Source organism: Protofrankia sp. CiP1_Cm_nod4 (assembly GCF_982290645.1).
Map to the genome: position 1 here is coordinate 12,825 of NZ_CEVIVC010000039.1, position 25,772 is coordinate 38,596.

Consider the following 25,772-nt stretch of genomic DNA (forward strand, 5'->3'; position numbering starts at 1 on the left):
AGGTCGATCACGATCCGGTTGGCCTCGGCCGCGTCACCGGCCCAGTGCACCTGGCCGCCGGCCGCGGTGACCGCCCGTTCGAACTGCTCCAGGTAGCCGTCCAGATGCCGTAACGTGCGCTCCTTGATCGCGGCTCCAGCCAGGCGCAGCGCCTCCCAGTCCTCGAGCTCGCCGACGGCCCGGGCCCGCTTGTCCCGGATCGTCGTGGTGGCGTGCGCGAGGTTGCGGCGCAGCTGGGTGTCGGCCAGTGCCTGCCGCGCCGCCCGCGGGAACGCCGGCGTCCCCAGGAAGATCGCTGTCATGCCGGCCGTCCCCCCGGCCGGGCCCGTCCCCGCCACCAGGCCGTGGCCCGCCCGGCCTGCCCGGCCCGCCCGGCAGGCGCGGACGCGGCTGACCCGGACGCGGCTGGCGCGGGGGGTGTGTCGCCGGTCCCGGCGAGCACGTCGGCCAGGTGCAGGACGCGCACTCCCGAGCGCCACCTGGACAGCAGTCCGCCGATGTGCGCGAGACAGGAGCTGTCCGCGGCCACCAGCACCTCCGCCCCGGTCTCGCGGACGTGGCGTGCCTTGTCCGCGCCCATCGCCACCGACACGTCTGCGTTCTTGATCGCGAACGTGCCGCCGAACCCGCAGCACTCCTCGGCCGCCGGCAGGTCGACGAGGGTGAGCCCGCGCACCGCGCGCAGCAGCCGCTGGGGCCGGTCACCAAGCCCGAGCACCCGCAACGAGTGGCAGGTCGGATGGTAGGCCACCCGGTGCGGGAAGTACGCGCCGACGTCGACAACCCCGAGCACGTCGACGAGGAACTCCGTCAGCTCGTACACCCGCGGTGCCGTGCGGGCCACCGCGTCCCGCAGCGCCGCGTCACCCCGCTCGGCGGCCAGCCGGGCATACAGGTGACGGATCGTGCCGGCGCATGACGCCGACGGGGTGACCACCGCGTCGTATCCCTCGAACGCCTCGACGAAGCCCCGCACCAACGGCACGGCCTCGTCCCGGTAGCCGGTGTTGAGGTGCATCTGCCCACAGCAGGTCTGCGCCGGGGGGAAGTCCACCTCGACCCCGAGCCGCTCGAGCAGCTCGACGGTGGCCTTCCCCGTCCCGGGAAAGGCCGTGTCGTTGAAACAGGTCACGAACAGCGCGGCCTTCACGGCGCCACCTTCCTCACCCCGCCCCTCGTCCCATCCTGGCCGTCCCACTCCGGCCGTCCCGCCCTCCGTTATCCCACTCCCGTTCCCGCGCGCCGGCCCACCCGTGCGAACCGCATCCCCGCCACGGCTCGCTCCTCGCCCTCGTTCCGCGGCGCGCATCCCCACGGCCTGTCTCTTCGCCCGGCCACGCGGCCGGGCACCGGCCCAGCGGGCGTCCACTATGCGACGGCCCAATATGTGACGGAAAGTAATCACGGTCGGCTACTACCATGGCACCAGGACGGTGTCGGGACGCCTGGCCCGCCCGGACGGCGTCCGAACGGCTTGTCTGTCCGCAAAGCGACACCGGATGGGCACAACCCCTATCTCAAACCCCGCGACAGCAGCATTATCGTCAGAGCGTGACGGCCAACACATCTTCGGCGCTGTTCACTGGATCCACCGGAGTAGGCACCCCGCCGCCGGGCCCGTACCACCACGGGCAGCCACATCATCACGAGCAGCGCAGGTGACCGCGATGACGGCACGTCAGGCACGGCCCGACAGGCGGACGTCCGCCGGCTCCGGCCGGCTCCGCACCCTGCCGGCGGCACGGACAGCGGCACGGACAGTAGCCGCCGCCAGCGGCACTGGGCGTACCCGGACGGGCGGTCGCCGGGCCGGCGACGGGTACCGATGACCCCCCGCCGGCCCGACGGAGCGCTCGAGGTGACCGGCGCCGGCCAGCCGCTCGCGGCCCTGTCACCGTGGCCGGTCCCACGCCCGGTCACCGGCGTGGCCACCGGGACGGCCATCGGCCCGACGCCCGGTCCAGCCGCCCCGCGGCACCGCGGCCGGTGACCATGGCGAACACGGCCCAGGAGCGGATCGACCGGACCCTGGCCGCGCTGTCGGAGGCGGCCGCGTCCCAGGCGGCCGCCCTGATAGCCCTGGAGAACGCTCCCGAGCGGGCCCTGCTCGTCCCGGACCGGCTCACCGGCGGCACCCGCCGGCGGGCAACGACCGCGTTGAACACGTTGGCCGATGCCTGGCACTGGTACGGCATCCTCAACGATCTTGTCGGACGGGCACGCGCCCTGCGCGGCGACAGGGCCCGGCTGGACGCCCGCACCATCGACGAGCTGGACGCGCTGCTGCACGGCCCGATGCCGCGGCGGGGCGTGCGCCCGGCGGAGCTGGCCAGCCGTACCGACGCGGCGCTACGGACCGTACGCACCTGCGTCGACGAGATCACAGCCGCCTGGAACACCCACCTGGCCGCCGTGGGCGCGGCCGAACAGCGGATCGCCGCCGCCGCCGCGACCGCCGCCCGGCTGCGCCTGGACGACGACGCGGGCCTGGCCATCGCCCGCCGTCTGCTGGCCGAGTTCGCCGAACAGGCCGCCACCGATCCGCTCTCGCTGCCCGAGAGCCTGTCCGCGCGGCTGGCGGCGGCGGTCGCGGCGGCCGGTGCCGGGCTGGACGAGCTGGCCAGGCGGCACGACACCCTGCCCCAGGCGCTGCGGGAGGCCCACCAGCTGCTGGCCGGCATCGTCGCCCTCATCGAGCGGGCCGCGGCGGACGCCGACCGGGCCCATGGCCGCGTCCTGCCACCAGGAAGGTCCCTGACCCGCCTGCCCGACGGCGTGCTCGACGACGAGCGTCACGGCCTGCGGACCTGGCTCGAGCGGCTGGCCGCGGCGGCGTCGGCGGGCCGTTGGAAGGAGGCGAGCCGAGGCCTCGACCGCTGGCGGGAGCTCGCGGAGGCCACCGCGATCTCCGCCCGCCGGGTCGCCGAGGCCAACGCGGCCATGCTGCGCACCCGCGACGACCTACGCGGGCTGCTGGCCGGCTGGCAGGCCAAGGCGGCCGGACGCGGTGTCGCCGAGGAGCCGGAACTCACCAGCCTGTACCGGCAGGCCCGGTCGGTGCTGTACACGGCACCGACCGATCTCGACCGGGCCGCCGCGCTGGTGCATGCCTTCGGCGCGGCGGTCGACCGCCGCGGCGCGCCGCATCCGGGGCCGGCCCCGGGGCCACATCCGGGGCCGGCGCCAGAGCCGGGGCCAGGACCGGGAGCAGGACCGGAGCCGAGAGCGGGGCCAGGACCGGGCGCGGGCCCGGGGCCAGAGCCAGGGCTGGGAGCAGAGCCGGGAGTAGAGCCGGGAGCAGACGCCGCGCCGCGCTCACGGCCGGGCGGGCACCCGGGCCGGCCCCGGCACGCAACAGGTCGAGCGGCGCGCGCCCAGCCGGGAAGGATCCTGGCGGCGGTGCCGCCGCGGCACCCTGGTCGATACTGCCGGCATGCCGGCCCGGCCCCGACGGCCTGGCCCCGGTACGTCACCAGGGCGGCGGCGGCAGGCCGCGTCCGCCCGTGGACGTTGGTTCGACCAGGTGATACGCACGTGATCGGCTGTGGGCAGGCCACGGCGGAAGCCACCAAGACCGGGCGGGCCGGCCACGGCCCCGCAGCGGAGAAGGGACGGTACGGAATCGACCAGAACGGGGGTCGCTGCCCGGCGTGCGCGGCTCCGGTACGTCCGGGCGACCGCTTCTGCGAAGCGTGTGGAACGCCGCTGCGGGCCATACCACCGGGGGGTACCGGCGACACCGACCATCGTGAGATCGACCTCGGCCCGATCGCCGGCGTCTGCGACCGAGGGGTACGGCACACCACCAACGAGGACGCGATGGGCGTCCTCGTGGTCGGCTCCACGCTGATCGCGGTGGTCTGCGACGGCGTGTCGAGCACGCCCGGATCCGGGCCGGCCGCCCGCTCGGCGGCCCGGGTGGCGGCGGCGACCGCGGCGGCGGTCCTCGCCCGGCCCGTCACCCGCTCCCACCCCGGGCGGGAGCGGGACGACGTGGAGCACCGCCCCAGCCATGACCGCGGCCGGCCGGCCGGCCCCGACCGGTTCGGCCGCACCGGCTTCGACGAGGACTTCGGCACGGACCGCGACCCACCCGACCATCATGATCGCTACCGCGGCCCCAGCGGCCACGGCGGCCACGGCTACGACCCCGACTGGCCGGACCCGGATCCCCCGACCTGCCCGCCAGGCCCGCTGGGCGGCCCGCTCAGCGAGGAGCCGCCCCCGGGCCGGGCCGAACAGGCGGTACGCGCCGCCGTGGCCGCCGCGCAGGACGAGGTGGCCCGGATGCCCGCCATCGGACGCAGCGCGCCGTCCTGCACGCTGGCCGCGGCGATCATCACACGGGAACGGGACGGCACCGGGCACGTGACCGTCGGTTGGATCGGCGACAGCAGAGTGTATCTATTCACGACGCGCTGCTTCCAGCGGCTGACCGAGGACGACACCTGGGCGGCCGAGGCCGCCCGCGCCGGGCTGATCCCCGCGTCCGCGGTCGAGACCGACCGGCGGGCCCACACCCTCACCCGCTGGCTCGGGGGCGATGCCGAGGACGTCACCCCGCACGTCCGCGCCTTCCCGCTGCCCGCCTCGGCCACGGTGCTGGTCTGCACCGACGGGCTGTGGAACTACCTCTCCCGCGCCGAGGACATGGCCGCGGTCGTCGGCCAGCTCCCGCCGAACGCCTCACCGATCATGATCGCCCGCCATCTGACCGGGCACGCGATCGACCGCGGTGGCCACGACAACATCACGGTCGTGGTCACGCGGGCCGGCCCGGACCCCATCGACGGGTACGCCGGCCGGCACCCCTCCGGAAGGGAGCAGCGATGACCACGCCGTTCACCGTGGAGGTCTTCCAGAACGAGTATCTGGCCCACGGCCACGGCGAGGTACACGCGGTGGTCACCGTCCGGGGAGCGTACGGCCCGGCCCCGGCAGGCCTGCCGGGCCAGCGCGGCCCGGTGGAGCTCGCCGAGGTCATCATGCTGGACTGCTCCGGCTCCATGGGCAGCCCGCGGACGAAGATCGTCGAAATGCGGCGGGCGGCGGAGGCCGCGGTCGACGCCCTGCCCGACGGCACCTGGTTCGCGATCGTCCGGGGGTCGGGGATCGCCGAGGCCGTCTACCCGGCCGGCCGCGAGCTCGTCCGGGCCGACGAACGGACGCGGACCGCGGCCAAGGAGCGGATCGGGCTCCTCGACGCCGACGGAGGCACCGCGATCGGCCGCTGGCTCACCCGCGCCCGGGAGCTGATGGCCACCAGGCCGGACGCGATCCACCATGCGATCCTGCTGACCGACGGACGCAACGGCGAGCACGCGGCCGAGTTCGACGAGGCCGTCGCCGCGTGCGTCGGGCGTTTCCAGTGCGACTGCCGGGGCGTGGGGGCGGACTGGCGGGTCGATGAGCTCCGCCACGTCGCGACGGCCCTGCTCGGCACGGTCGACGCGGTCCGGAGCCCGCATGATCTGGCCGCCGACTTCCAAGCCATGATCAGTACCGCGACGAACCGGGCGGTGGACCGCGTCAGCCTACGGGTATGGACGCCGCGTAACTCAGCTGTACGGTTTCTGCGACAGGTCGCACCATTTGTGGCAGATCTCACCGGCAGCGCCACCCGGGTCGACGACCTGACTGTCGACTATCCGACTGGCGCGTGGGGCGCGGAATCCCGCGATTATCACCTATGCGTCACAGTGCCATCACGTATGGATGACATGGAGATGCTGGCCGCCCAGGTCGGCGTGGTCGTGTCCGGCCAGGTGCGCTGCCGCGAGCGCGTCCGCGCGGTCTGGACCAGCGACGCCAGCCTGTCCACCCAGATCGCGCCCGAGGTCGCCCACTACACCGGCCAGGCCGAGCTCGCCCAGGCCATCCAGGAGGGTCTGCGGGCCCGACGCGACGGCGACGAGGCGACCGCTACCATCAAACTTGGTCGAAGTGCACAGTTGGCGCGTCAGTCCGGCAACGAGGGTACATACCACCTACTTCAACACGTGGTCGACATTGAGGACGCAAGCACAGGTACTGTTCGGCTGAAACGGAACGTTGACACCATTGACGAAATGGTCCTTGACACACGGTCGACCAGGACCGTCAGGGTGAACAGGTGATCAGGTGAGCGCACGCTGCCCAGACGGGCACCTGTCTCTGGCTCCCGACTACTGCGATCAATGTGGTATGCGGATTGTAGCCAGTCAGGAGCCCTACGTCATTCATCCCGCGGACGGGACGAGCGGGCCGTCAGGTCGCGGGCGACCGCACCAGCCGGACCACGCCGCCGGGGCCCCCGGGGAGCCGCCCTACGGCCGGCGGCCGGCCGAAGGCGCCGGGCCGCTGCCGGCCGGCCCGGGACAGCCGGGCCCGAGCGCGTCGCTGCCGGGCGACCCGTTCGGACGGGACGGCTATGCCCAGGACGGCTACGACTCCCCCGGTCGCCCCGCCGCCGGCCGCCCCGCCGACGGGTACGGCGCCGATGGATACGGGGCCGGCGGGTACGGGGCCAGCGGGTACGGCCGTGACCCGTACGGCCAGGAGAGATACGCCGCCAGCGGCTATCCGCCCGACCCCTACGCCCCAGGCGGCTACAGCGCGGACAGCTACCCGCCCGACCCCTACCGAGACCCTCGCGGCGAGCCTCCCGACGAGCCGTACCGGGCCGACCTGTGGGGCTACGAGCAGGCCGACCCGTACCGCTCCCCCGCGCCCTCCGCGCCCGGCACGGGCGGTGTCGACGACCCGTACGGCCTCGACCGCGGCGCCGCCGCCCGCCCCTCGACGGGAGCAGCGGCCACCGACTACCACCGGCCCCCGCCGAACCAGGCTGGCTTCGAGCGTCCGGCGCGGGAGGCCGCCCGGGAGCCGATCGACGGCTATGCCGCCTGCCCGAGCTGCCACAACCCGAACGAGGTGGGCGCCCGCTTCTGCGAGGTGTGCGGCTTCGATCTTGTCCTGCTGGAGCATCCCGCGCCCGCCTCGGCGGAGCGTTCCGGCCCCAGCGGGCCACTGCCGGTCCAGACCACCGGCTGGGACGTGGTCGTCGAGGCCGAGCGGGAGTACTACGACAGCGGTGACGACCACCGGGTCCCGTTCCCGACGATCTACCCACGGCGGGTGTTCGCGCTCAACGGCCCCCGGCTGCTGATCGGGCGGCGCAGCGAGTCCCGCGGCATCCATCCGGAGATCGACCTGGCCGGCGCCCCCGAGGACCCGGGCATCTCACGCGCGCACGCCATGCTCGAGCTCCTGCCGGACGGCAGCTACGCCGTGCTCGACCCGGGATCAACGAACGGCACCCGGATCAACGACGAGCCGAACCCGATCCCGCCAGGCCAGCCGGTACCGCTGCGCCACGGCGACCGGGTGTATCTCGGAGCCTGGACCAGAGTCACGATCCGTTCCCGGTAACCGCTGTTCCCGGTAACGACCGTTCCCGGGAGCCACCGCTGGCAGCGGCCACTGGCACCGGCCAGCGGAGAAGATCCGAATGGGTCCGTCGTCCGGTACGCCCACCAGGACGAAAAGCGCACCGGACGACGGACTCACCCGAATCAGGTCTCACGCAGGCCTCGCACGCGGACGCGCGAGCCGACACAACGGCCTGCTCCGGCGGCGACGGCAGCGAGGCCCCGCGCGCGGACGTGCGAGGCTGCCCGCGTGACCCGGCCGCCTGGGGAGTGCCGGCTGCCGGCCGGGCCGGCCGGGTTGGCCGGTATCCCTACGCCAGGTGCCAGCGCTGCCCTTCGGGCGTGTCCTCGACGATGAGGCCACCGGCGGCCAGCCGGGAGCGAATCTCGTCCGCCTCGGTGTAGTCCCGTCGGGCACGCGCGGCCGACCGCAGATCAAGAACGATCTCCATGACGCCGTTGAGCGCCGGCCGCAGCTCGGAACCGGCCGCTGGCCACTGGCTGACCGGGTCGAGCCCGAGAACGACCAGCATCCTGCGCACGACGTCGACCCAACCGGCAAGCTCCCGACGCCGCGCCTTGGACAGCACCTGGTTCCCGCGGCTGACCGCGCTGAAGAGGACAGCCAGCGCCCGGGAGATCGCAAGGTCGTCGTCCAGGGCGGCCGCGAAGGCCGCCCACGCCTGTGCCGGGCTGCTCACCTCGGCCGGGTCGCCGGCCGAGAAAGCATGTGCGGCAGCGGTGGCCACCGTCCCGCCCCACCCGCCCGGGCGGGCGCTCTGGCGGATGCCACCCTTCAGCTGGCTCTGGCTCTGGCCGACGGGATCCCGGCGCGGGTTCGTGGCGCATTCGGCCGCCAGCGCCGCGGCCTCGTCCGGCCCGCCCAGGATGTCGAGCGCGTTACGGACGAACGTCTCGATCCGGTCGTGAGCCGCCGCCGACTCGGCCAGCCCTTCCGAGCTGTACTCCAGCGACGACCGGTAGTGCGCCGACAGCAGGTGGTAGCGCAGCACCTGTGGCCTGACCTGCTCGAACGCGTCGCTGACCAGGAAAGAGTTGCCCAACGACTTCGACATCTTGGTGCCGCCGGTGGTCAGCAGACCGACGTGCATCCAGTAACGGGCCATCTGCGGCGCGCCCCCGTGGGAGTGGGCCGCGCTGGCCGACTGCGCACGCTCGTTCTCGTGGTGCGGGAAGATCAGGTCGAGGCCGCCCCCGTGGATGTCGAAGACCTCCCCGAGGTACTTGCCGGCCATTGCCGAGCACTCGATGTGCCAGCCCGGCCGGCCGCGCCCCCACGGCGACTCCCAGAACGGCTCGCCGGGCTTCACACCCTTCCAGAGCGCGAAGTCACGGGGATCGGCCTTGCCCTCATCGCACTCCGGTGAGGCCTGGACCGCTTCCGGACGCTGGTGGGACAGCTCGCCATAGCCGGCGAAGCGGGAGACCCGGAACCATACCGAGTCGCCGCCGCGGTAGGCATAGCCGGTGTCCACCAGCCTGCCGATGAGCGCCAGCATCTCCGGGATGTGCCCGGTGGCCCGCGGCTGGATCGTGGGCGGCAGGACACCGACCGCGCGATAGGCGTCGTCGAAGGCCCGGGTCTGACGGGTGGCCAGCTCCCACACGCTCTCGCCGGCCCGGCTGGCGTTAATTATGATCTTGTCGTCGATGTCGGTGACGTTCTGTACGAAGGTCACCTCAAGCCCGGACGTGACGAGCCACCGGCGGAGCAGGTCGAAGGCGACGGCGGTACGGATGTGCCCGACGTGCGGCGAGGACTGGACGGTGGGCCCACAGACATACACGCCCACGTAACCGGGGCGCAGCGGCTCGAACAGCCGCAGGCGCCGGGTGCGCGTGTCGTAGATGTGGAGTCCCATCTGTCAAGAGTACGGCGCGGCCCCCCGCGGGATCCCTCGCCACCCGTGTCAGACACGACTCCGTTCCATGAACAGCCCGCAACATGTACGAAATCCGACTCCGGTAGAGGGCCGAAGCCGGATGCGCGCGGCCCGGAACGTGGTAGGCGGAACGGGCCATGCACAGTAGTGCGCACGGTATAACGCACCGCATGATGCACAGTAGGTAACAACGGAAGAACACAAGCCACAACGGCGAACCCTGGGAGTTTCACCGCACCCGGCGATATGCTAGGCCATGCAGCGGGACGCCAGGCCGCCGGGATGCCAGGCCGCACAGCAGGCCACATACCGGGCCGTCACCGTCAACCGGTGGTGAACACCCGTTCGACGGTGACGCGGATGACGATCCGCGTCACTTCGGGCGCGTCCCAGCGATACGTCTCGTCACCGGTGTACTTCAGCGCGAGGGCGTCGATCAGCTCGCGGCCCCCCTCTTCCGACAGCGTGGCCCGCCCCCGGACCTCCACGTATCCATAGGGATCCCGCTGGTCGAGGAACATGATTCCCACCCGCGGATCCCGCGCGATATCCCGCTCCTTGGCACGGCCCCGGATTGTGGACAACAGAAGCTCATCACCATCACGATCAATCCACAACACAGTCATGCGCGGAGACCCGTCCGGCCGGATCGTCGCAAGCGTCACGTAGGTCGGGGAATCCGCGAGCTTCTTGACCTTCTCGGGCAGATATGACGACATCAGGCTCCTCTGCCGCTCCTGTCGCTTTCCCACCCTGTCATCCGGTCGACGGCTGTCCGGTTGTCATGCCAATCAGGCATGACAACCGGACAGCTCGTGTCGCGCCCGCGGCACTCCCGGATATATCCCCTGTTCAGACGCGGACGACTGTTCAGACGCGGACGACGAGGGCGGTGGCGATCGCCGCGAGCCCTTCGCCCCGGCCGGTCAGCCCGAGGCCGTCGGTGGTGGTCGCGGACACGCTCACCGGCGCGCCCACCGCCGCCGTCAGGACCTCCTGCGCCTCCACCCGCCGGCCGGCCAGGCGCGGCCGGTTGCCCACGATCTGCACGGCGACGTTGCCGATCGTCCAGCCCGCCTCGGCCAACAGCCTCGCCGTCTCACCCAGCAGGGCCACTCCGGCCGCGCCGGCCCATTCCGGCCGGCCGGTACCGAAGACCGAGCCAAGATCTCCAAGCCCGGACGCGGTCAGCAGTGCGTCACAGGACGCGTGCGCGGCGACGTCACCATCTGAATGACCGTCGAGCCCGGTCTCGCCGGGCCAGAGAATGCCGGCCACCCAGCAGGGGCGGCCCTCCGCGAACGGGTGGACGTCGACACCGAGCCCGACCCGGGGCAGTCCGGACAGATCCCTCACCTCACTCACACGTCACCACTCACACGTCACTCAAGGAGCACATCGCTCAAGGGGGCTCAGGGAGAAGGAGCCGGCCGTCAGACGGACCAGAGGGTCCGCGGCCTGAACACCGTTCCAGCGGCGCTCGCGTTCCGCCGGCAGCGGCAGCGCAACGACCACCGCGTCGCCAGGGACCCGGCGCGGGCAGATAGTCACCGCGCCAGGACCTGTCTGGCTGGTGTTCGCTCGCGCGGACAGCGCCCGGACGGCCGCACGACCGAACACACGACCGAACATCGGCCTAACGGTGCGCGAGCAGTGCCTCGGCGAGAATCAGGTCGGCGGGCCTGGTCACCTTGAACGCCTCCTGGGAGCCGGGAACGGTCGTCACGGCCACGCCGAGCGCCTCGACCAGCCCCGCGTCATCAGTGATCGCCATATCGGGAGGCAGCGTCGCGCTGAGCCGGTAGGCGTCGTCCAGCACGTCCCGGCGGAATCCCTGTGGGGTCTGTACCGCGCGCAGGACGTCGCGCGGCACCGTCCGCACGACCCGGCCGGTCTCGTCGATCTGCTTGATGGTGTCGTTGACCGCGAGCACCGGGATGACCGCGGGCGCTCCGGCCAGGACCGCTGACGCGACCGCGTCGACAAGCGCCGGTGGCGTCAGCGGACGGGCCGCGTCGTGCACGAGGACGACCCCCACCGTCTCGTCGAGTACCGCGATGGCGGCCCGCACGGAGTCGATCCGTTCGGCGCCACCAGCGATCACCCGCACGCCGGGCCCGAGCAGTGCCTCGAACACGTCCAGCTCCGCGGCCGGAGCTGCGACGACCACCTGGTCGACCAGGGCCGCGGAGGTCAGTGACTCGACCGCGTGCTGGACGAGGGAACGGCCGGCCAACGAACGAAGCGCCTTGGGTACGGCTCCACCAAGACGTTCGCCGCGGCCGGCTGCCGGCACGACCGCGGCTACACGATCAGACATATGCATAAAAAGCGTCAAATGGATTCGGACGCGTTGGCTATCCGGAGTATCCGCCGCCGCGACTAACCCGCCAGCACCTCGTCGAGCATCGCCTCGGCTTTGTCCTCGTTGGTGCCCTCGGCCAACGCCAGCTCGCTGACCAGAATCTGACGCGCCTTGCTCAGCATGCGCTTCTCACCAGCGGACAGCCCCCTTTCGCGATCACGACGCCAGAGATCACGAACGACCTCGGCGACCTTGTTCACGTCACCCGAGGCGAGCTTCTCGAGATTCGCCTTGTAACGCCGCGACCAGTTGGTCGGCTCCTCGGTGTGCGGGGCCCGCAGGACCTCGAACACCCGCTCAAGGCCGTCCTGGCCGACCACATCACGGACACCGACCATCCCGACGTTGTCTGCGGGGACGCGCACAGTGAGGTCACCCTGAGCGACCTTGAGCACGAGATAGAGCTTTTCCTCGCCCTTGATGACGCGTGTTTCAATCGCGTCTATGAGAGCAGCACCGTGATGTGGGTAAACAACGGTCTCGCCGACTTGGAACGCCATGTGTCAAGTGCCCCTTCCGCCTTCACCAGGGTAACACGCGTGCATCGACGCAGGTCAGACGCGTGCTTGTGGAACAGGTCGGCGACGGCCCGACCGGACGTCCCGGTGACGCGTCCAGAGCGCCCCGGCAACGCTCCGGACCAGGCGAAACAGGCAATGGCCACCAGCATGGGCAGCTCGCCCGGATGTTGTTGCTGTGCTTCCCGCTACCCCGTAACGCCCTGATCGACACTGTGACCAACATCGTGATCGCGGGAGAACGGCCGCGCCACCGCGGATGACGCCGCCTCGCGAGGAGGCTCCCCTGGACGACGCCCGGCCCACCGGCGTCCGCCCTGTTGACACGGCACCAGCTTCCTATACCACCCGGCACATGGGCCGTCCATCAGCCACGATGGAGGGGTGCACGTCACACCGCCGCCGCCACCCGCCTCCGGGGACGACGGAAACGGTCCCCGCCACGAGGACGACCAGCATGCTCATCTTCCGTATCAGCGCTGGGATGAGCTTCCCCCGGTCGACGTCCGGATCCCCGACGATCTGAGCGAACTCGACGCCGAGGTGGCCACCTACCAGGCCGAGCTGCGGTCGCGACGGCGGCGGGAGCGCGTCGACCGGCTGGTCCCGGGCCTGCGGCGCCTGCGCGCCCGGCGCGGCCGGCGTCACCGGCCCGACCTGCTCGAGCGGCTCGACCGACGTGCCCAGCGGGAGGCGCCGGCCGGGCGGTCCCGCCACACCTCCGGAGCCGTCGTCGCGCTGATCGTCATCGTCCTCGCAGCGCTGGGCGCGATGGTGCCGCTCGTCCTCGCGCATCCGCGGCCGCTCGCGCCGCGGGGCGCGGTCCCGCTCGCGTCCACGAGCGTGCTGCCGGGCGCGGTCGGTGGGCTGCTGCCCGACGTCCCGCTCAGTACCGCCCGCACCTCCCGTCCCGCCACCGACCTGCGACCGGCGCTGATCGTGCTGCTGCCGGTGGCGTGCGAGTGCCCGCGGGCCATCCACGAGATCGTGAGCCAGACCCGGGAGGGCCGGCCGATACCGACCTACCTCGTGGCGCCGTGGACCGACGACCCCTCGCTGGAGCGGCTCGTCCGCCAGCCGGACGCGGCCGCGGGGCTCGCCGTCGGCTACAACGACCCGGGCGCCTCCCTGTCCCGGCTGTACCGGGCCGATCCCCGGCAGCCGACCCTGCTGCTCGTCGCCATGGACGGCCGCCTGGTGCACCCGCCACGCACCTTCACCGTCGGTGACCGCCTGGAGGGATGGCTGGGGGCGTTGCCGGGCCGATAGGCCTCCCTCACCACTCTGGCCCGTCTGGCCCTGGCCCGTCTGGCCCGTCCGGCCCGCGGCTCATCCCGGCCCGGCCCGGTCGCGCCCGCCGCGCGGCGGCGTCCCGCGGCTGGTTCACCGCGCCACCGGAGGACCTGCACTAACATGTGGTCCGCGGTCGAACTCTGCACGTATGCGAGTTCTGTGCGAATGTGCGTCCTGGGGTTGGGACCGTGCCCGCCCCGTCCGCCGGTCCGGCGACGGGGTCAACCGAGACCGACGTGACGACCGTCGGCTCCGCACCGAGGAGCAGCCGACTCGTGAGCCACCGCCCGCGCGTGCGTACCGCGACCGCCTTGCTGGTGGCCGCCACATCGCTGACCGGCACGGCCGCGCTCTCCGCCTGCGCGGCCGGCAGCGACGCGCTGACGTCACAGGCGCGCACGACCACGAACACGGTCTCCGGCGCCGTCGGCACCATCTCGCTGCGCAACGTCTACGTGGCCGGGCCGGCGGCCAGGGGCGCGGACGCCCAGGTGGTTTCGGCCTTCTTCAACGGGGGGACCCAGGAGGACCAGATCATCCAGGTCAGTTCCGACGCGGCCAACGGTGGCGTGGCACCCGCGTCGGCGGTCCTGAAGCCCGGCGGCGGCGTCATCTACATCGCCAACGGCAGCGCCCCGACCCTGACGGGGCTTAACCGCGAACTGCTCGTCGGGCAGGCGGTCCCGGTCACGTTCACGTTCGCCAAGGCCGGCAGCGTCACCCTGAACGTCCCGGTGGAGCCGGCCGCTCCCGGGGCGTCCGCGCAGCCGACGGCCGCGGTGACGACCCCGCCCGCGCAGGGCGGCACGACGCCCGCGCCGCGCGCCGTGGCCTCCGCCGACCGGGCGCACTGACCGGGCGGCCTGGACGGCCTCGTTACCGTGGAGCCGCGCCGGGCCGGCGTCAAGGCCGGACAGCGTCCGCCGGCTCCGCTCCGCGACCAGGCAAAAGCGATCATTATGATCCGTTGGGACAGATCAACATAATCGTTGTCGTCCAGCTGACAATGTCGATTATCCACCGCCCCGTAGTAGTTGTCGGAGCATGCCTATACGGTGCGGGCCATGTCCTCTCGGCCTCCCGTTCCCCGACCGAGCACCCCAGGCCCTGCCGGCTCCCGTATCGCCTCGGGCGGCTTCCGGTGCAGCGGATGCGGTGCGGAGGCCGTCAAGTGGACCGGTCGCTGTCCGCGCTGCCAGGCGTGGGGGACGGTCGAGGCACAGGTTCCCCCCGCCCGCACGGCCCACCGGGTCAGCGGCCGCGGCCTGGCGGCGCGGCCCGCCGCGGTGGTCACGGCGCCCGCGCGCCCGATGCCGGATGTCGACATCACCACGGCCCGCAGCCGTCCGACCGGCGTCACCGAGCTCGACCGGGTGCTCGGCGGCGGGTTCGTGCCCGGGGCGGTCGTCCTGCTGGCCGGGGAGCCGGGTGTGGGCAAGTCCACGCTGCTGCTTGAGGTCGCCGCCCGTAGCGCCACCTCCGGCGCGCGGGCGCTGGTGGTCACCGGTGAGGAGTCGGCCGCGCAGGTGCGGCTGCGGGCGGGCCGCACCGGGGCGGTGCACCCGGAGCTGTGGATAGCCGCCGAGACCGACCTGGAAGCCCTTCTCACCCACGTCGACGAAGTTCGCCCTGAACTGCTGGTCGTCGACTCGGTACAGACCATCACCACCGCCGCGGCGGAAGGCGCCGCCGGCGGGGTCACCCAGGTCCGTGAGGTGACCGCGGCGCTGATCCGGGCGGCGAAGGCGCTGGACATGGCCACCGTCATCGTCGGCCACGTGACCAAGGACGGCACCGTTGCCGGGCCTCGCCTGCTCGAGCACCTCGTGGACGTCGTCCTGCACTTCGAGGGCGAGCGCCACTCGTCCCTGCGCCTGGTCCGGGCGAGCAAGAACCGTTTCGGCCCGTCCGACGAGGTCGGCTGTTTCGAGATGGGCGACGGCGGCATCCGCGGGGTCGCCGACCCCAGCGGGCTGTTCCTGTCCCGCTGGCACGACGGCGGGCCGATGGACGGTGTGGCGGGTACCTGCGTGACGGTCACGGTCGAGGGCCGCCGGCCGCTGGTGGCCGAGGTGCAGGCGCTGGTGGCGAGTTCGGCCGCGGCCGTGCCGCGCCGGGCGGTCTCCGGGCTGGACTCGGCGCGGGTCGCGATGATCCTCGCCGTCGTGGAACGCCGTGGCCGCGTCCAGCTGGGGAAGTCGGACGTCTACGCGGCGACCGTCGGCGGTGTCCGGCTCGCCGAGCCGGCCGCCGACCTGGCGATCGCGCTGGCCACGATCAGCAGTGTCGAGGACCGCCCCATCCCCGGGGACCTGATAGCGGTCGGCGAGGTCGGCCTGGCCGGTGAGGTCCGCTCGGTGGGCGCGGTCCGCCGGCGCCTGACCGCGGCCTTCAGGCTCGGCTTCCGGCGGGCGCTGGTACCCCCGGACGCCGGCCCGGCACCCGAGTACATGACGACGATCGAGGTTTCCGACCTGGGCCAGGCGATACGGCACATGTACGGCGCGAGCGAATGAAAAACACATTCGGTGAAAACACCGCTACAACAACGCAGGAGCGGCATGGCAAAGCAGCCGGCCCGATACCATGACCAGGGCGGGACACCCCGACACAGAGGGAGCCAGATGGCAGGATCACCCGGGGATGACACCTTCCGGGCGACACTGGCCACTGTCGCCCCCGGTACCCCTTTCCGGGACGGGCTCGAGCGCATCCTGCGCGGCCACACCGGTGCCCTGATCGTACTTGGTCACGACAAGGCGGTCGAAGGCATCTGCACGGGCGGTTTCGAGCTGGACGTCGAGTTCTCCGCCACCCGGCTGCGGGAACTGGCGAAGATGGACGGCGCGATCGTCCTGTCGTCCGATCTCCAGCGGATCGTGCGCGCGGCCGTCCACCTGGTGCCCGACCCGACGATCTTCACTGAGGAGTACGGCACCCGGCACCGCACCGCCGAACGGGTCGCCAAGCAGAGCGGGTACCCGGTGATCTCGGTCAGCCAGTCGATGCGCATCATCGCGCTGTACGTGGCGGGCCGGCGTTACGTCCTCGACGAGTCGGCCGCGATCCTGTCCCGGGCCAACCAGGCGCTGGCCACGCTTGAGCGTTACAAGATGCGGCTGGACGAGGTCGCCGGCACACTCTCCGCGCTCGAGATCGAAGATTTGGTCACCGTTCGTGACGCGATATCGGTCAGCCAGCGCCTGGAGATGGTCCGCCGCATCGCCGACGAGATCGAGGGCTACGTCGTCGAACTGGGAACCGACGGCCGGCTGCTCTCCCTCCAGCTCGAGGAGCTGATGGCGGGGGTCGAGACCGAGCGAGAACTCACCGTCCGTGACTATCTGCCCTCCGGTGGCAAGGTCGGTACCGCCGCCGAGGTGCTGGCGCAGCTGTCCGCGATGTCGTCGACGGAGCTGCTGGACCTGACCGTGCTCGCCCGCGCGCTGGGCTTCCCCGGCGGCGCGGACGTGCTCGACAGCCAGGTCAGCCCCCGTGGCTACCGCATGCTGGCCAAGGTGCCCCGGCTGCCGCGGCTGGTGGTGGACAGGCTCGTCGACCACTTCAGCACCCTGCAGAAGCTGCTGGCCGCCGGCGTGGACGACCTGCAGGCGGTCGAGGGCGTCGGCGAGGCGCGCGCGCGGGCCGTCCGCGAAGGGCTCTCCCGTCTCGCCGAATCCAGCATCCTCGAACGCTACGTGTAACCAGAACGCTACGTATAACCGGAACGCTACGTGCGACCGCCGCACCGCGGGTGGAGCCGCCGCAGGCCCTGATCCGCCCGGCCGACAGCCGTGCCAGGATGGCGGAGATGGCATCCACCGCGCCCGATCAGGCCAGCCCGGCCCCGGTGGCGGCCTCGGCCGCCGTGGCTTGCGATCCCGCGGCCGCTCCAACCGCCGGGGCCGGCCCGCGGGCCGTGCCGACGTTCGCCGATGCCGTCCTCGGCTGGTACGCGGCCCATGCCCGTGACCTCCCCTGGCGGCACCCGGACGCGGGCCCCTGGGCGGTTCTCGTCAGCGAGATCATGCTGCAGCAGACGCCGGTGAACCGGGTGCTGCCAGCATGGTGGGCCTGGCTGGACCGCTGGCCGGCCCCCTCCGCGCTCGCCGCGGAGCCGGCCGGCGAGGCCGTCCGCATGTGGGGACGCCTGGGCTACCCGCGCCGGGCGCTGCGGCTGCACCAGGCCGCGGTGGCCATCACCGAGAAGTATCACGGCTCGGTTCCCGACGACCTGGAGGATCTGCTGCGGCTGCCGGGGGTGGGGACGTACACCGCCAGGGCGGTCGCCGCGTTCGCCTTCCGCCAGCGCCATGCGGTGATCGATGTCAACGTCCGGCGGCTCGTCGGCCGGGCCGTCGAAGGCCGCGACGACCAGCGGAGCGCGGTGTCACGCCGGGATCTGGAGCTGGTCGAGTCCCTGCTGCCCCCGGACGCCGAAACCGCGGCCCGGGCCAGTGCCGCGTTCATGGAGCTCGGCGCGCTGATCTGCGTCGCACGCACCCCGCGCTGCGCCGCCTGCCCGCTGCGGCCGGAGTGCGCCTGGCAGCGAGCGGGCAGCCCGGCCGCCACCGGTCCGGCCCGGCGTGCGCAGAGCTACGCCGGGACCGACCGGCAGGTGCGCGGAAAGCTGCTCGCGGTGCTGCGCGAGTCACCCACCCCGGTGCCCCAGGACGCCCTCGACGCGGTGTGGGACGAGCCGGTGCAGCGCGGCCGCGCGCTACGCGGCCTGCTCGACGACGGCCTCGCCGTCACGGTCGCGCCCGGCGTGTACGCCCTGCCCGGCGAACACTCCTGGCCCGGCGCGTAGGACCTCCACCCGACCTGCTTGCGGACGGACGCCGGTCATGGCCCGGGGCCCCGGGCCCGGCGATCCCGCCGGTATTTGCTATAAAGCAAGGGAAGGTTTCGCAAGCAGCCGGCGGCAAACTGGCCGACCAGAAGTAAATGGTACCGATGAGCGTAATTCGTAAGTGGCTTGAATTGCTCGGAAAAAGGACCACACAGTTGGCCGCGAACACATCGGGCCGGATTGCTAACTTCGCATCGAGGAGGCCCGAACATGGACACCTACGGCGACCCTGTTCCCGAACCCCGAGGCATGCCCGCCCCGACGCCGGCCTCGCTCGCCGAGGTGGTGACGGTACGGCGCGGCCCACTGGTCGACCACGAGCTCGTTCTCACCACCGGAGCGACCGCGTCCGACGTGACGTCCGCGATGATTCTGGTGCCACCGCAGGCAGCGCTGGTGAGCTTCCACGGCGACGTCGACCTGTCACTGGTCTTCCGGGAGACTCCCCGGGGCCGTGGCGACGGCCCCGACGACCTGGCCAGGCCGTCCATGTAGGGCGTGCGGGCCGTGAAGGAAGGCCACATCGCCTCCGGGCGGGTGGGCCGCACGGGACAGCCAGGCAATATCGTGGGCGGGTGGCCATACTCTCTCCCCGCGGCGAGGACTTCCCTCGCTGGTATCAGGACGTGCTCGCCAAAGCCGAACTGGCCGACAACGGCCCCGTCCGGGGAACCATGGTCATCCGACCGTACGGCTACGCGATCTGGGAGCGGATGCAGGCCGACGTGGACGCCCGGATCAAGGCGACCGGGGCGGTCAACGCCTACTTCCCGCTGTTCATCCCGGAAAGCTACCTGCGCCGGGAGGCCCAGCACGTCGAGGGCTTCAGCCCGGAGCTCGCGGTCGTCACCCACGGCGGCGGCAAGGAGCTGGAAGAGCCGGTGGTGGTCCGCCCGACCAGCGAGACCGTGATCGGCGAGTACATGGCGAAGTGGACGCAGAGCTACCGCGACCTGCCGCTGCTGCTCAACCAGTGGGCGAACGTGGTGCGTTGGGAACTGCGCCCCCGGCTGTTCCTGCGCACCAGCGAGTTCCTCTGGCAGGAGGGGCACACCGCGCACGTCGACCAGGTGGACGCTGCCGCCTACGCCCGCCGCATCCACCTCGAGGTCTACCGGGAGTTCATGACCTCGGTGCTCGCGCTGCCCGTCCTCGTCGGCCGCAAGACGGCGAAGGAGCGCTTCGCCGGCGCCATCAACACCCTCACCCTCGAGGCGATGATGGGCGACGGCAAGGCGTTGCAGATGGCGACCAGCCACGAGCTCGGGCAGAATTTCGCCCGCGCCTTCGACATCGGCTTCCTGGGCGCCGACGGCCAGCGGCACCTGGCATGGACGACGTCGTGGGGCTCGTCGACCCGCATGATCGGCGGTCTGATCATGGCGCATGGTGACGACAACGGGCTGCGGATACCCCCGCGGCTGGCGCCCGTCCAGGTAGTAGCGCTGCCTGTGAGGGACGACGCGGCGGTCCTCGAGCGGGCCTCCCGGATCATCGAGGGGCTGCGGGCCGCCGGTCTGCGCGTCCAGCTCGATGCCCGGCCCGGCCTGTCGTTCGGCCGGCGGGTCACCGACGCCGAGCTCAAGGGCATCCCGGTGCGCGTCGAACTCGGCCCGCGCGACCTTGCCGCCGGCAGCGTCACGCTGGCCCGCCGCGACACCTCGGAAAAGATCAACATACCGCTCGACGACGTGCTGGCCCGGGTGCCCGCGCTGCTGGACGACGTCCAGCGGAACATGTACGACACGGCCCTGGCCGCCCGTGACGCCCGCACCCGCGACGTGGCGGACCTCGCCGAGGCGGCCGAGGCGGCGTCGGTGGGCTTCGCCCGCCTGCCGTGGGCCGCCGTCGGTGACGGCGGTGAGGCCAGGCTCGCCGAGGAGTCGTTGACCGTCCGCTGCATCCAGCGGCCGGACGGCACGCTCCCGGACAGCGCGGACGAGCCCGGCCTGGTCTGCATCGTCGCCCGCGCCTACTGATCGGGCCCCGCGCCGGTTAGCCCTGCCGTCCCCGGGTATTTCCAAGATCGGGCCTGTGACGCCCGACCGCCGGCACGGCCACGCTGACACGTGGCTCCCGCCCGAGCGGACTCCGCTCCGAGCGGGAACTGCCGTGCTGTCGCACGCACGGCCGTGAGCATCGAGGAGAACGGGAGCAGGCTCATGGGCGAGAATCCGGACAAGATCAGAACGGACATCGAAATGACCCGGTCCCGGCTCGCCGAAGAACTCGGCCTGCTGTCGGAACGGGTAAGTCCGGGCCGGGTGGCGGGACGAACCGCGCAGGATGCCCGTGTCGCCGTGACCCACGCGCGGGAACGGGTGGTCAGCGGCACGGCCGACGCCCGTACCCGGCTCGCCGGATACGCGGGCGAACTCGGGCCCAAGGTGTCGACAACGGCCCACCGGGCATCGGTGACGGCGCACAGGGCTTCGGCCGGCGCGTACCGGGCCGGGCAGACCGCGGACGAACTGGTGCACCGGGCCGGCCAGAACCCGCGGGTCGCCGCGGGCACCAGAAAAATCCGGGAATCCACGGGCCAGGTGGTACGGACAACGCGCGACCGGGCCGCGGGCAATCCCGGTGCCGCCCGGGCCGTGGCGGCCGGTGCGGCCGGTATGGCGGTGACCGGCGCGGTCGTCCTCACCGTCATGCGGTGGCGTCGCCATCGGAACTGGTACGGATAAAAGCTCACCTCGGGGCACCGCGCGGCCGGGCACGAACCCGACCAGGCACGAACCCGACCAGGCACGAACCCGACCAGGCACGAACGCGACCAGGCACGAACGCGACCAGGCACGAACGCGACCAGGCACGAAACGGCCGGGCAGGTGGCCGCATACCCGCTTCGGTCAGAAGATCGAAGGCGTGTCGACGGCCGCCTGCCCGGCCGGGTTCTCCCGCGTCATCCGCGTCCCCGGGCCCGCCGTGTTTCCGTGTTTCCGGAATTCCCGGGTATCACCGGTATCACGGTCCTGTGGTCCCGGCGCCAACGGCCTCAGGCGGTTGTGGTGCGGATGTCGTGCGTGCTCCGCGCTTCCCGGGTGTCCCGGGTGTCGGGGGTGTCTCCGGGCCTGTCCTCGGACGGGGCCGTGGCCGATGTGGCGCCGTCCCATACCACGGTGCGGTCCCGTCCCAGCGCCTTGGCTTTGTACAGGGCCCGGTCCGCCATGCCGACCAGCTCCGCCTGGTCCGAGACATGCGCGGGAAAGGCGCAGGCGCCCACCGACACGGTGGCGGAAAGCGAGGTGTCGGCATTCACCGTGATAGGGCTGGCGGCCACCCTGGTCCGCATCCGTTCGGCGACCGTGCTGAGCTCGTCCAGATGGACGTTGGGGGCCAGCAGCGCGAACTCCTCACCGCCGTAGCGGGCGAGCACGTCACCCGGGCGGGTGGTCCCGCGCAGCCGGACGCTGATCTCGGCGAGCACCCGGTCGCCCGCCGGGTGGCCGTAATGGTCATTGATCGCCTTGAAATGGTCGACGTCTATGATGAAGAGAGCCAACAGGCCGCCGGTACGGCGTACCCGGGCGAGCTCTATCGGTAGCTCCGCCTCAAGAAAACGGCGGGTGTACAGGCCGGTCAGCCCGTCGGTGATTGCCAGCCGACGCTGGTCGGAGAGCAGGACCGTCATCCGGGCGATCGTCAACAGGAACATCAGGGTCCATGCCACGGCGGTCACCGGAATGTCGTAGGTGATCCCGCGGGCGTACTGCGTGAGCATTGTGGCAGGTGCGGCCAGGGCGGCGCCGAACAGAACGGCAAGGCGACATCGGCCCAGGCCGACGTCGCCGGCCGGAGCCGGATCGGCGATACGGGCCATTGCCGGATGCAGCGCCGCCGCGCCCAGCGCGAGCGCCCCGGCGAGCCAGAGCACGTCCAGGATGTTTCCCGGCTGGTAGCTGCCGTTCAGCCGTTGCAGGCCGTACAGCGTGTCCGCCGTCATGACCGCCACAAGGTTTCCCATGAGAAGGAAGAAGGCCGATGACTGACGGCCGGATCCGAGAAGCAGCCTGAGCCCGATCGCGAACAGGACGAGATCCAGCGCCGGGTGCCCGAGCAACAGGACGGCATCACCCAGCCGGCCGGGGCCGCCGCGGACATAGGGCCCGACAAGATAGACCCACTCCAGCATGATCACAGCGATCGCGAGCGTTCCGGCGTCCAGCAGGCCAGGCAGGTCACGCCCGGGGGCGCGGTACCGGACGAACAGCACCAGGCCCGTCACGGCGAAGGGGTAACGAAGCAGGAAGAAGGCATCGGAGACGGTCCGGAAAGCCGTGGCGCCGAGCACGTCGTAGAACAGGCAGTGGGCCATGACGGCGGTCACGTACGCGACCTGGCCGGCCCCCAGCAGCAGCCAGGGCAGCCGCGGCGCGGGGCCGGACCGGGCGACACCGACGAAGAACGCCGCCACCGACGACACGCCGATCAGGCAGTAGAGCGCCATCCGCCCCGTATCGCGGACGGGTGTCAGCCGGGATCCGATCACGAGGGCGGCGCCGGCCGTCAGGTAGAGCAGCCACGGCCGGCCGACGGCCTGGCCGGAATCCGCCCGTCCCCGCCCCATCAGGTCGCCCCCCGGCGGCAGGGTGGCCGACCGCGGAACCCGCCCGTCCGGACGGCTCGGCGAAATATCAGGGTTCGTGTCATCTTGGAAACCGCCTTCATGACGACGCCTTCGTGACGAGCCTTCATCACGAGACTTTCGTGACGAGCCTTCATGACGAGTGCCCGGACCCGTTCGGCGGCGCGGAAAATCTCATACCGACTATACGGCACAAAAATTGTACTCCGATGGGCAAAGCCCTCCAAATTACTTGGTGACGACGCCCGGCAACCGGCCCGGCCGGCTTTCCCGGACAGCTCCCGTGACGGTCGGCGTCAGCCGGCGGAGGTCTTCCGGCAGCCCGGGACGCCGACTCCGCCGAAGCGGCTTCCAGGCCTTCCGGGCCGCGGGCCCACGGCCAACAGAATCATGATCGCGGAACCTTGGGCCCGCCGGGAAGCCGGAGCAGCGGGCCTGCCGGACCGGCTTCCGGACCACCCGAGCGAAAGCGGTACAATCACGCTCCTCATGATCCACTGGGAAGCCGCGACCGCCACTACGCGTGACGCAAAGCGGCTTCGCCGCCGTACTCCACCCTGTTCCTCCGCCGCGTCGCCATCTCGGCGCGGACGGCTGGTCCGCGCCGGCGAACGACCGGCCGGCCGGCCCGCCGGAGGACAACAGCGGGTACCCCAAAGCATCACGTGACCGACATCCCTTACGTCGCCTTGTTCGTCCATCTTCGGGTTCAGTCAAACAGTATGGAGGAATGCTTTTCTCTACCGACGTATGGGTCCGTCCTGTCCGCAGCGTGGCCACCAGGGGCAGCCGGGAGATCCGTGCGCTACGCACCGCCGTCGGCCCCCCGTGGCGGGGTGGCCGGCACCGGCGACCAGCCTGGCCACGCGGCCTGCGAGGCTGGCAGGACATCGCCATGGAGCTCGGGACCGGACAGCGGGCGTTGCTTGTCCACGCAGCCACGGACGCCGGCGGCGGCCCGGGTGCGGCATATGCCACAGACCGGTTTTGTCACAGCCGGGCAGGTGACCGGAAACACCGCCGCCGGACGACGTCACAGCACGGGGACGGGCAGTGGGAAGCGGCGCCGCGGGCAGTCCCGCGGGCTTCCGAATACGAAACGGGACGTATTTGCCCGGACGGCCCCGAAGACCCCGGGCAGACCCGGGCACGGCCGCACCGTACGCTGCCTCGCACCCCGGGGAGCTGGCCGTTGTGGACCTCCCCGAACGGCTTCCGGAGCGGCCGCGCCCGGCCGGGGGCAAACGCTCCGGAAAAACATGGCTGTGCCGTCCACGACCTGTCGGCGGCACGACGGGCACGGCTCTACCGGGCCAGCTGATTCCTGATACCGGGAACCGGTACGGCAACCTGCCAGCCTTTTATCTGTACACGAATTTCACGCACCGGTCCGAGAACGACGAGAGGATGTGATCAATCGTACGTTTGAACGTGGTGACCGGTTTTGTTCCCGCTCGGGAAAGTTGATGCGCTCACAGCCATAATGCCCGTCAGCTCGGTAGCGTGATCCCCAGGGTGGGGAAGTCGCAGGAGAGGAGCGGGCGTGCTGGCGCCGCTGACCGACGCTGATCCCCGAAAAATCGGGAGATACTGGCTCCAGGGACGACTGGGTGCCGGCGGGATGGGCGCTGTTTACCTCGGTTTCGACGAGGACGGCCACCCCATGGCAGTGAAGGTCGTCCGGCCGGAGCTGACTGGTGACGCGGACTTCCGGGAGCGGTTCCGCCGGGAGGTCGCGGCCGCGCGTCGCGTCCGTGGCAGGTTCGTCGCGGAGGTCCGGGACGCCGACGTCGACGCGGAACGCCCGTGGATGGCCACCGAGTACGTCGACGGTGTGAGCCTCTCGGCAGCCATCGGCGAGCGGGGGCGGCTGAGCGGATCCATGCTCGTCGACCTCGCCGCGAGCCTCGCCGACGCCCTTGCCGCCATCCACGCCGCCGGGCTGGTGCACCGCGACCTCAAACCGTCCAACATCCTGCTCGCCTGGGACGGCCCGAAGGTCATCGACTTCGGTATCGCCCACGCCGTCGACACGACCGAGCACACCCAGACCGGCCACATCATCGGGACGGTCGCCTGGATGGCCCCGGAGCAGCTCCGTGGCGAACGGGCCGGCCCCGCGGCCGACATCTTCTCCTGGGCGATGTGCGTGGCGTTCGCGGCGACCGGCCGCCACCTGTTCGCGGCGGACACACCCACCGCGTCCGCCCTGCGTATGCTGCGGGAGAAACCGGACCTCAGCGGCATACCGGATGGCCTCACCGCGCTGCTGCGGCGCGCTCTCGACCGGGATCCGGCCAGACGGCCCACCGCTGTCGAGCTCGTCACCGGCATCGTCCGCAACTACCCGGGCAGCGCCGACCTGGCGGACCAGGTCACCCGGCGGGTCCTGGTCGCCCCCCAGCCACCGCCGCCACCGATGGCCGGAGCTGGGGCCGGAGCCGGGACGGCCGACCGGGTGCGGCCCCCGCGCGTGGCGAAGCGCCCGGGCGCGCCCGCCGGCGGACGTCCTGGCACCGCAGCCGCCGGCGCCCTGCGCCGCTGGCAGCTCGCGCTGATCACCGTGGCCGCCGGCATCGCGCTCGGTGTGACCACCGGCCTGGTCATGGCCGTCGCCATGCGGGTCACCCCTGACGGCGGCACGAACCCGCCCGGCGCGATGGCGACACCGTCCGGTGCGCCTGCCCCGGGCGGCGGTGCGACGCCCCCGGCCGCCAGCAGGCCGTGGGTGTCCGCCCCGCCCGCCGCGGCCGGGCTCGCGCTCACCAGGCCGCCGGACAGCGTGGCATGGACGTCGGCGGAGCAGCCGGCGGGTACCCCACCACCCTCCCCGCAGCCAGAGC

The 25,772-nt window shown here is 71.9% G+C and carries 19 protein-coding genes and 1 pseudogene; 12 read left to right on the forward strand and 8 right to left on the reverse strand.

Annotated features, from left to right (window positions below; genetic code table 11):
- A pseudogene (locus AC5LSR_RS09990) lies at nucleotides 1-302 on the reverse strand ((4Fe-4S)-binding protein); the annotation flags it as partial.
- Nucleotides 299-1,150: a (Fe-S)-binding protein gene (locus AC5LSR_RS09995; protein ID WP_493468379.1), complete on the reverse strand. Its 852-nt coding sequence runs from the start codon at nucleotides 1,148-1,150 to the stop codon at nucleotides 299-301. The gene AC5LSR_RS09995 and the pseudogene AC5LSR_RS09990, both read right to left, overlap by 4 nt.
- An 842-nt stretch (nucleotides 1,151-1,992) precedes the next feature.
- Between AC5LSR_RS09995 and AC5LSR_RS10000 the strand changes: the two genes are divergently transcribed.
- The 3 genes from AC5LSR_RS10000 to AC5LSR_RS10010 all read left to right on the forward strand — a co-directional run bounded on the left by AC5LSR_RS10000 (nucleotide 1,993) and on the right by AC5LSR_RS10010 (nucleotide 7,410).
- Nucleotides 1,993-4,833, forward strand: a complete 2,841-nt coding sequence (locus tag AC5LSR_RS10000; protein WP_445548727.1) for a zinc-ribbon domain-containing protein — start codon at nucleotides 1,993-1,995, stop codon at nucleotides 4,831-4,833.
- Complete coding sequence (locus AC5LSR_RS10005; RefSeq protein WP_250285431.1) at nucleotides 4,830-6,116, forward strand: vWA domain-containing protein; 1,287 nt, start codon at nucleotides 4,830-4,832, stop codon at nucleotides 6,114-6,116. The genes AC5LSR_RS10000 and AC5LSR_RS10005 overlap by 4 nt, the downstream gene beginning before the upstream one ends.
- A gap of 67 nt (nucleotides 6,117-6,183) precedes the next feature.
- On the forward strand, nucleotides 6,184-7,410 hold the full coding sequence (locus tag AC5LSR_RS10010; RefSeq protein WP_250285430.1) for an FHA domain-containing protein: 1,227 nt from the start codon (nucleotides 6,184-6,186) through the stop codon (nucleotides 7,408-7,410).
- Between the two features lie 310 nt (nucleotides 7,411-7,720).
- On the opposite strand, the gene cysS is transcribed toward AC5LSR_RS10010, so the two are convergent.
- The 5 genes from cysS to AC5LSR_RS10035 form a co-directional block, all read right to left on the reverse strand.
- Nucleotides 7,721-9,292: a cysteine--tRNA ligase gene (gene cysS / locus AC5LSR_RS10015; RefSeq protein ID WP_250285429.1), complete on the reverse strand. Its 1,572-nt coding sequence runs from the start codon at nucleotides 9,290-9,292 to the stop codon at nucleotides 7,721-7,723.
- A 344-nt stretch (nucleotides 9,293-9,636) separates the two neighbouring features.
- A complete protein-coding gene (locus tag AC5LSR_RS10020; RefSeq protein WP_250285427.1) occupies nucleotides 9,637-10,032 on the reverse strand; it encodes a PPOX class F420-dependent oxidoreductase in 396 nt (131 codons plus the stop codon).
- A 151-nt stretch (nucleotides 10,033-10,183) separates the two neighbouring features.
- Complete coding sequence (gene ispF / locus AC5LSR_RS10025; protein WP_250285426.1) at nucleotides 10,184-10,678, reverse strand: 2-C-methyl-D-erythritol 2,4-cyclodiphosphate synthase; 495 nt, start codon at nucleotides 10,676-10,678, stop codon at nucleotides 10,184-10,186.
- Nucleotides 10,679-10,949: 271 nt separating this feature from the next.
- Nucleotides 10,950-11,633 (reverse strand): 2-C-methyl-D-erythritol 4-phosphate cytidylyltransferase, encoded by a 684-nt coding sequence (gene ispD / locus AC5LSR_RS10030; protein ID WP_250292820.1) that lies wholly within the window; start codon nucleotides 11,631-11,633, stop codon nucleotides 10,950-10,952.
- Between the two features lie 62 nt (nucleotides 11,634-11,695).
- A complete protein-coding gene (locus tag AC5LSR_RS10035) occupies nucleotides 11,696-12,178 on the reverse strand; it encodes a CarD family transcriptional regulator (protein ID WP_006545253.1) in 483 nt (160 codons plus the stop codon).
- Nucleotides 12,179-12,580: 402 nt separating this feature from the next.
- Between AC5LSR_RS10035 and AC5LSR_RS10040 the strand changes: the two genes are divergently transcribed.
- From AC5LSR_RS10040 to AC5LSR_RS10075, 8 genes are all read left to right on the forward strand, one after another.
- The gene (locus AC5LSR_RS10040) at nucleotides 12,581-13,465 is read left to right on the forward strand and encodes a hypothetical protein (protein ID WP_250285423.1); all 885 of its coding nucleotides are present in this window, start codon (nucleotides 12,581-12,583) and stop codon (nucleotides 13,463-13,465) included.
- Between the two features lie 299 nt (nucleotides 13,466-13,764).
- Nucleotides 13,765-14,343: a copper chaperone PCu(A)C domain-containing protein gene (locus AC5LSR_RS10045; RefSeq protein ID WP_250285422.1), complete on the forward strand. Its 579-nt coding sequence runs from the start codon at nucleotides 13,765-13,767 to the stop codon at nucleotides 14,341-14,343.
- Between the two features lie 210 nt (nucleotides 14,344-14,553).
- Nucleotides 14,554-16,005 carry a DNA repair protein RadA gene (gene radA, locus AC5LSR_RS10050; RefSeq protein WP_250284417.1) on the forward strand — a complete coding sequence of 484 codons (1,452 nt, stop codon included), beginning with the start codon at nucleotides 14,554-14,556 and terminating at the stop codon, nucleotides 16,003-16,005.
- A gap of 108 nt (nucleotides 16,006-16,113) precedes the next feature.
- Nucleotides 16,114-17,193, forward strand: a complete 1,080-nt coding sequence (gene disA, locus AC5LSR_RS10055) for a DNA integrity scanning diadenylate cyclase DisA (protein ID WP_250284418.1) — start codon at nucleotides 16,114-16,116, stop codon at nucleotides 17,191-17,193.
- 98 nt (nucleotides 17,194-17,291) lie between these two features.
- On the forward strand, nucleotides 17,292-18,299 hold the full coding sequence (locus AC5LSR_RS10060) for an HhH-GPD family protein (protein WP_445548575.1): 1,008 nt from the start codon (nucleotides 17,292-17,294) through the stop codon (nucleotides 18,297-18,299).
- Nucleotides 18,300-18,551: 252 nt separating this feature from the next.
- Nucleotides 18,552-18,836 (forward strand): hypothetical protein, encoded by a 285-nt coding sequence (locus tag AC5LSR_RS10065; protein WP_250284420.1) that lies wholly within the window; start codon nucleotides 18,552-18,554, stop codon nucleotides 18,834-18,836.
- 80 nt (nucleotides 18,837-18,916) lie between these two features.
- On the forward strand, nucleotides 18,917-20,320 hold the full coding sequence (proS, locus tag AC5LSR_RS10070) for a proline--tRNA ligase (RefSeq protein ID WP_250284421.1): 1,404 nt from the start codon (nucleotides 18,917-18,919) through the stop codon (nucleotides 20,318-20,320).
- 153 nt (nucleotides 20,321-20,473) lie between these two features.
- A complete protein-coding gene (locus tag AC5LSR_RS10075; RefSeq protein ID WP_250292825.1) occupies nucleotides 20,474-21,028 on the forward strand; it encodes a DUF3618 domain-containing protein in 555 nt (184 codons plus the stop codon).
- Between the two features lie 311 nt (nucleotides 21,029-21,339).
- Here the strand turns inward: AC5LSR_RS10075 and AC5LSR_RS10080 are convergent, their stop codons facing one another.
- On the reverse strand, nucleotides 21,340-22,911 hold the full coding sequence (locus AC5LSR_RS10080; protein ID WP_250284423.1) for a GGDEF domain-containing protein: 1,572 nt from the start codon (nucleotides 22,909-22,911) through the stop codon (nucleotides 21,340-21,342).
- 1,561 nt (nucleotides 22,912-24,472) lie between these two features.
- Between AC5LSR_RS10080 and AC5LSR_RS10085 the strand changes: the two genes are divergently transcribed.
- A partial coding sequence (locus AC5LSR_RS10085) for a serine/threonine-protein kinase (protein WP_493468380.1) occupies nucleotides 24,473-25,772 on the forward strand: 1,300 nt, incomplete at its 3' end.

Bases quoted from the DNA above. Each gene is read 5' to 3' on its own strand.
- AC5LSR_RS10000 (WP_445548727.1), top strand. From the start codon at position 1,993: ATGGCGAACACGGCCCAGGAGCGGATCGACCGGACCCTGGCCGCGCTG.
- AC5LSR_RS10005 (WP_250285431.1), top strand. From the start codon at position 4,830: ATGACCACGCCGTTCACCGTGGAGGTCTTCCAGAACGAGTATCTGGCC.
- AC5LSR_RS10010 (WP_250285430.1), top strand. From the start codon at position 6,184: ATGCGGATTGTAGCCAGTCAGGAGCCCTACGTCATTCATCCCGCGGAC.
- cysS (WP_250285429.1), bottom strand. From the start codon at position 9,292: ATGGGACTCCACATCTACGACACGCGCACCCGGCGCCTGCGGCTGTTC.
- AC5LSR_RS10020 (WP_250285427.1), bottom strand. From the start codon at position 10,032: ATGTCGTCATATCTGCCCGAGAAGGTCAAGAAGCTCGCGGATTCCCCG.
- ispD (WP_250292820.1), bottom strand. From the start codon at position 11,633: ATGTCTGATCGTGTAGCCGCGGTCGTGCCGGCAGCCGGCCGCGGCGAA.
- AC5LSR_RS10035 (WP_006545253.1), bottom strand. From the start codon at position 12,178: ATGGCGTTCCAAGTCGGCGAGACCGTTGTTTACCCACATCACGGTGCT.
- radA (WP_250284417.1), top strand. From the start codon at position 14,554: ATGTCCTCTCGGCCTCCCGTTCCCCGACCGAGCACCCCAGGCCCTGCC.
- disA (WP_250284418.1), top strand. From the start codon at position 16,114: ATGGCAGGATCACCCGGGGATGACACCTTCCGGGCGACACTGGCCACT.
- AC5LSR_RS10060 (WP_445548575.1), top strand. From the start codon at position 17,292: ATGGCGGAGATGGCATCCACCGCGCCCGATCAGGCCAGCCCGGCCCCG.
- AC5LSR_RS10065 (WP_250284420.1), top strand. From the start codon at position 18,552: ATGGACACCTACGGCGACCCTGTTCCCGAACCCCGAGGCATGCCCGCC.
- AC5LSR_RS10080 (WP_250284423.1), bottom strand. From the start codon at position 22,911: ATGGGGCGGGGACGGGCGGATTCCGGCCAGGCCGTCGGCCGGCCGTGG.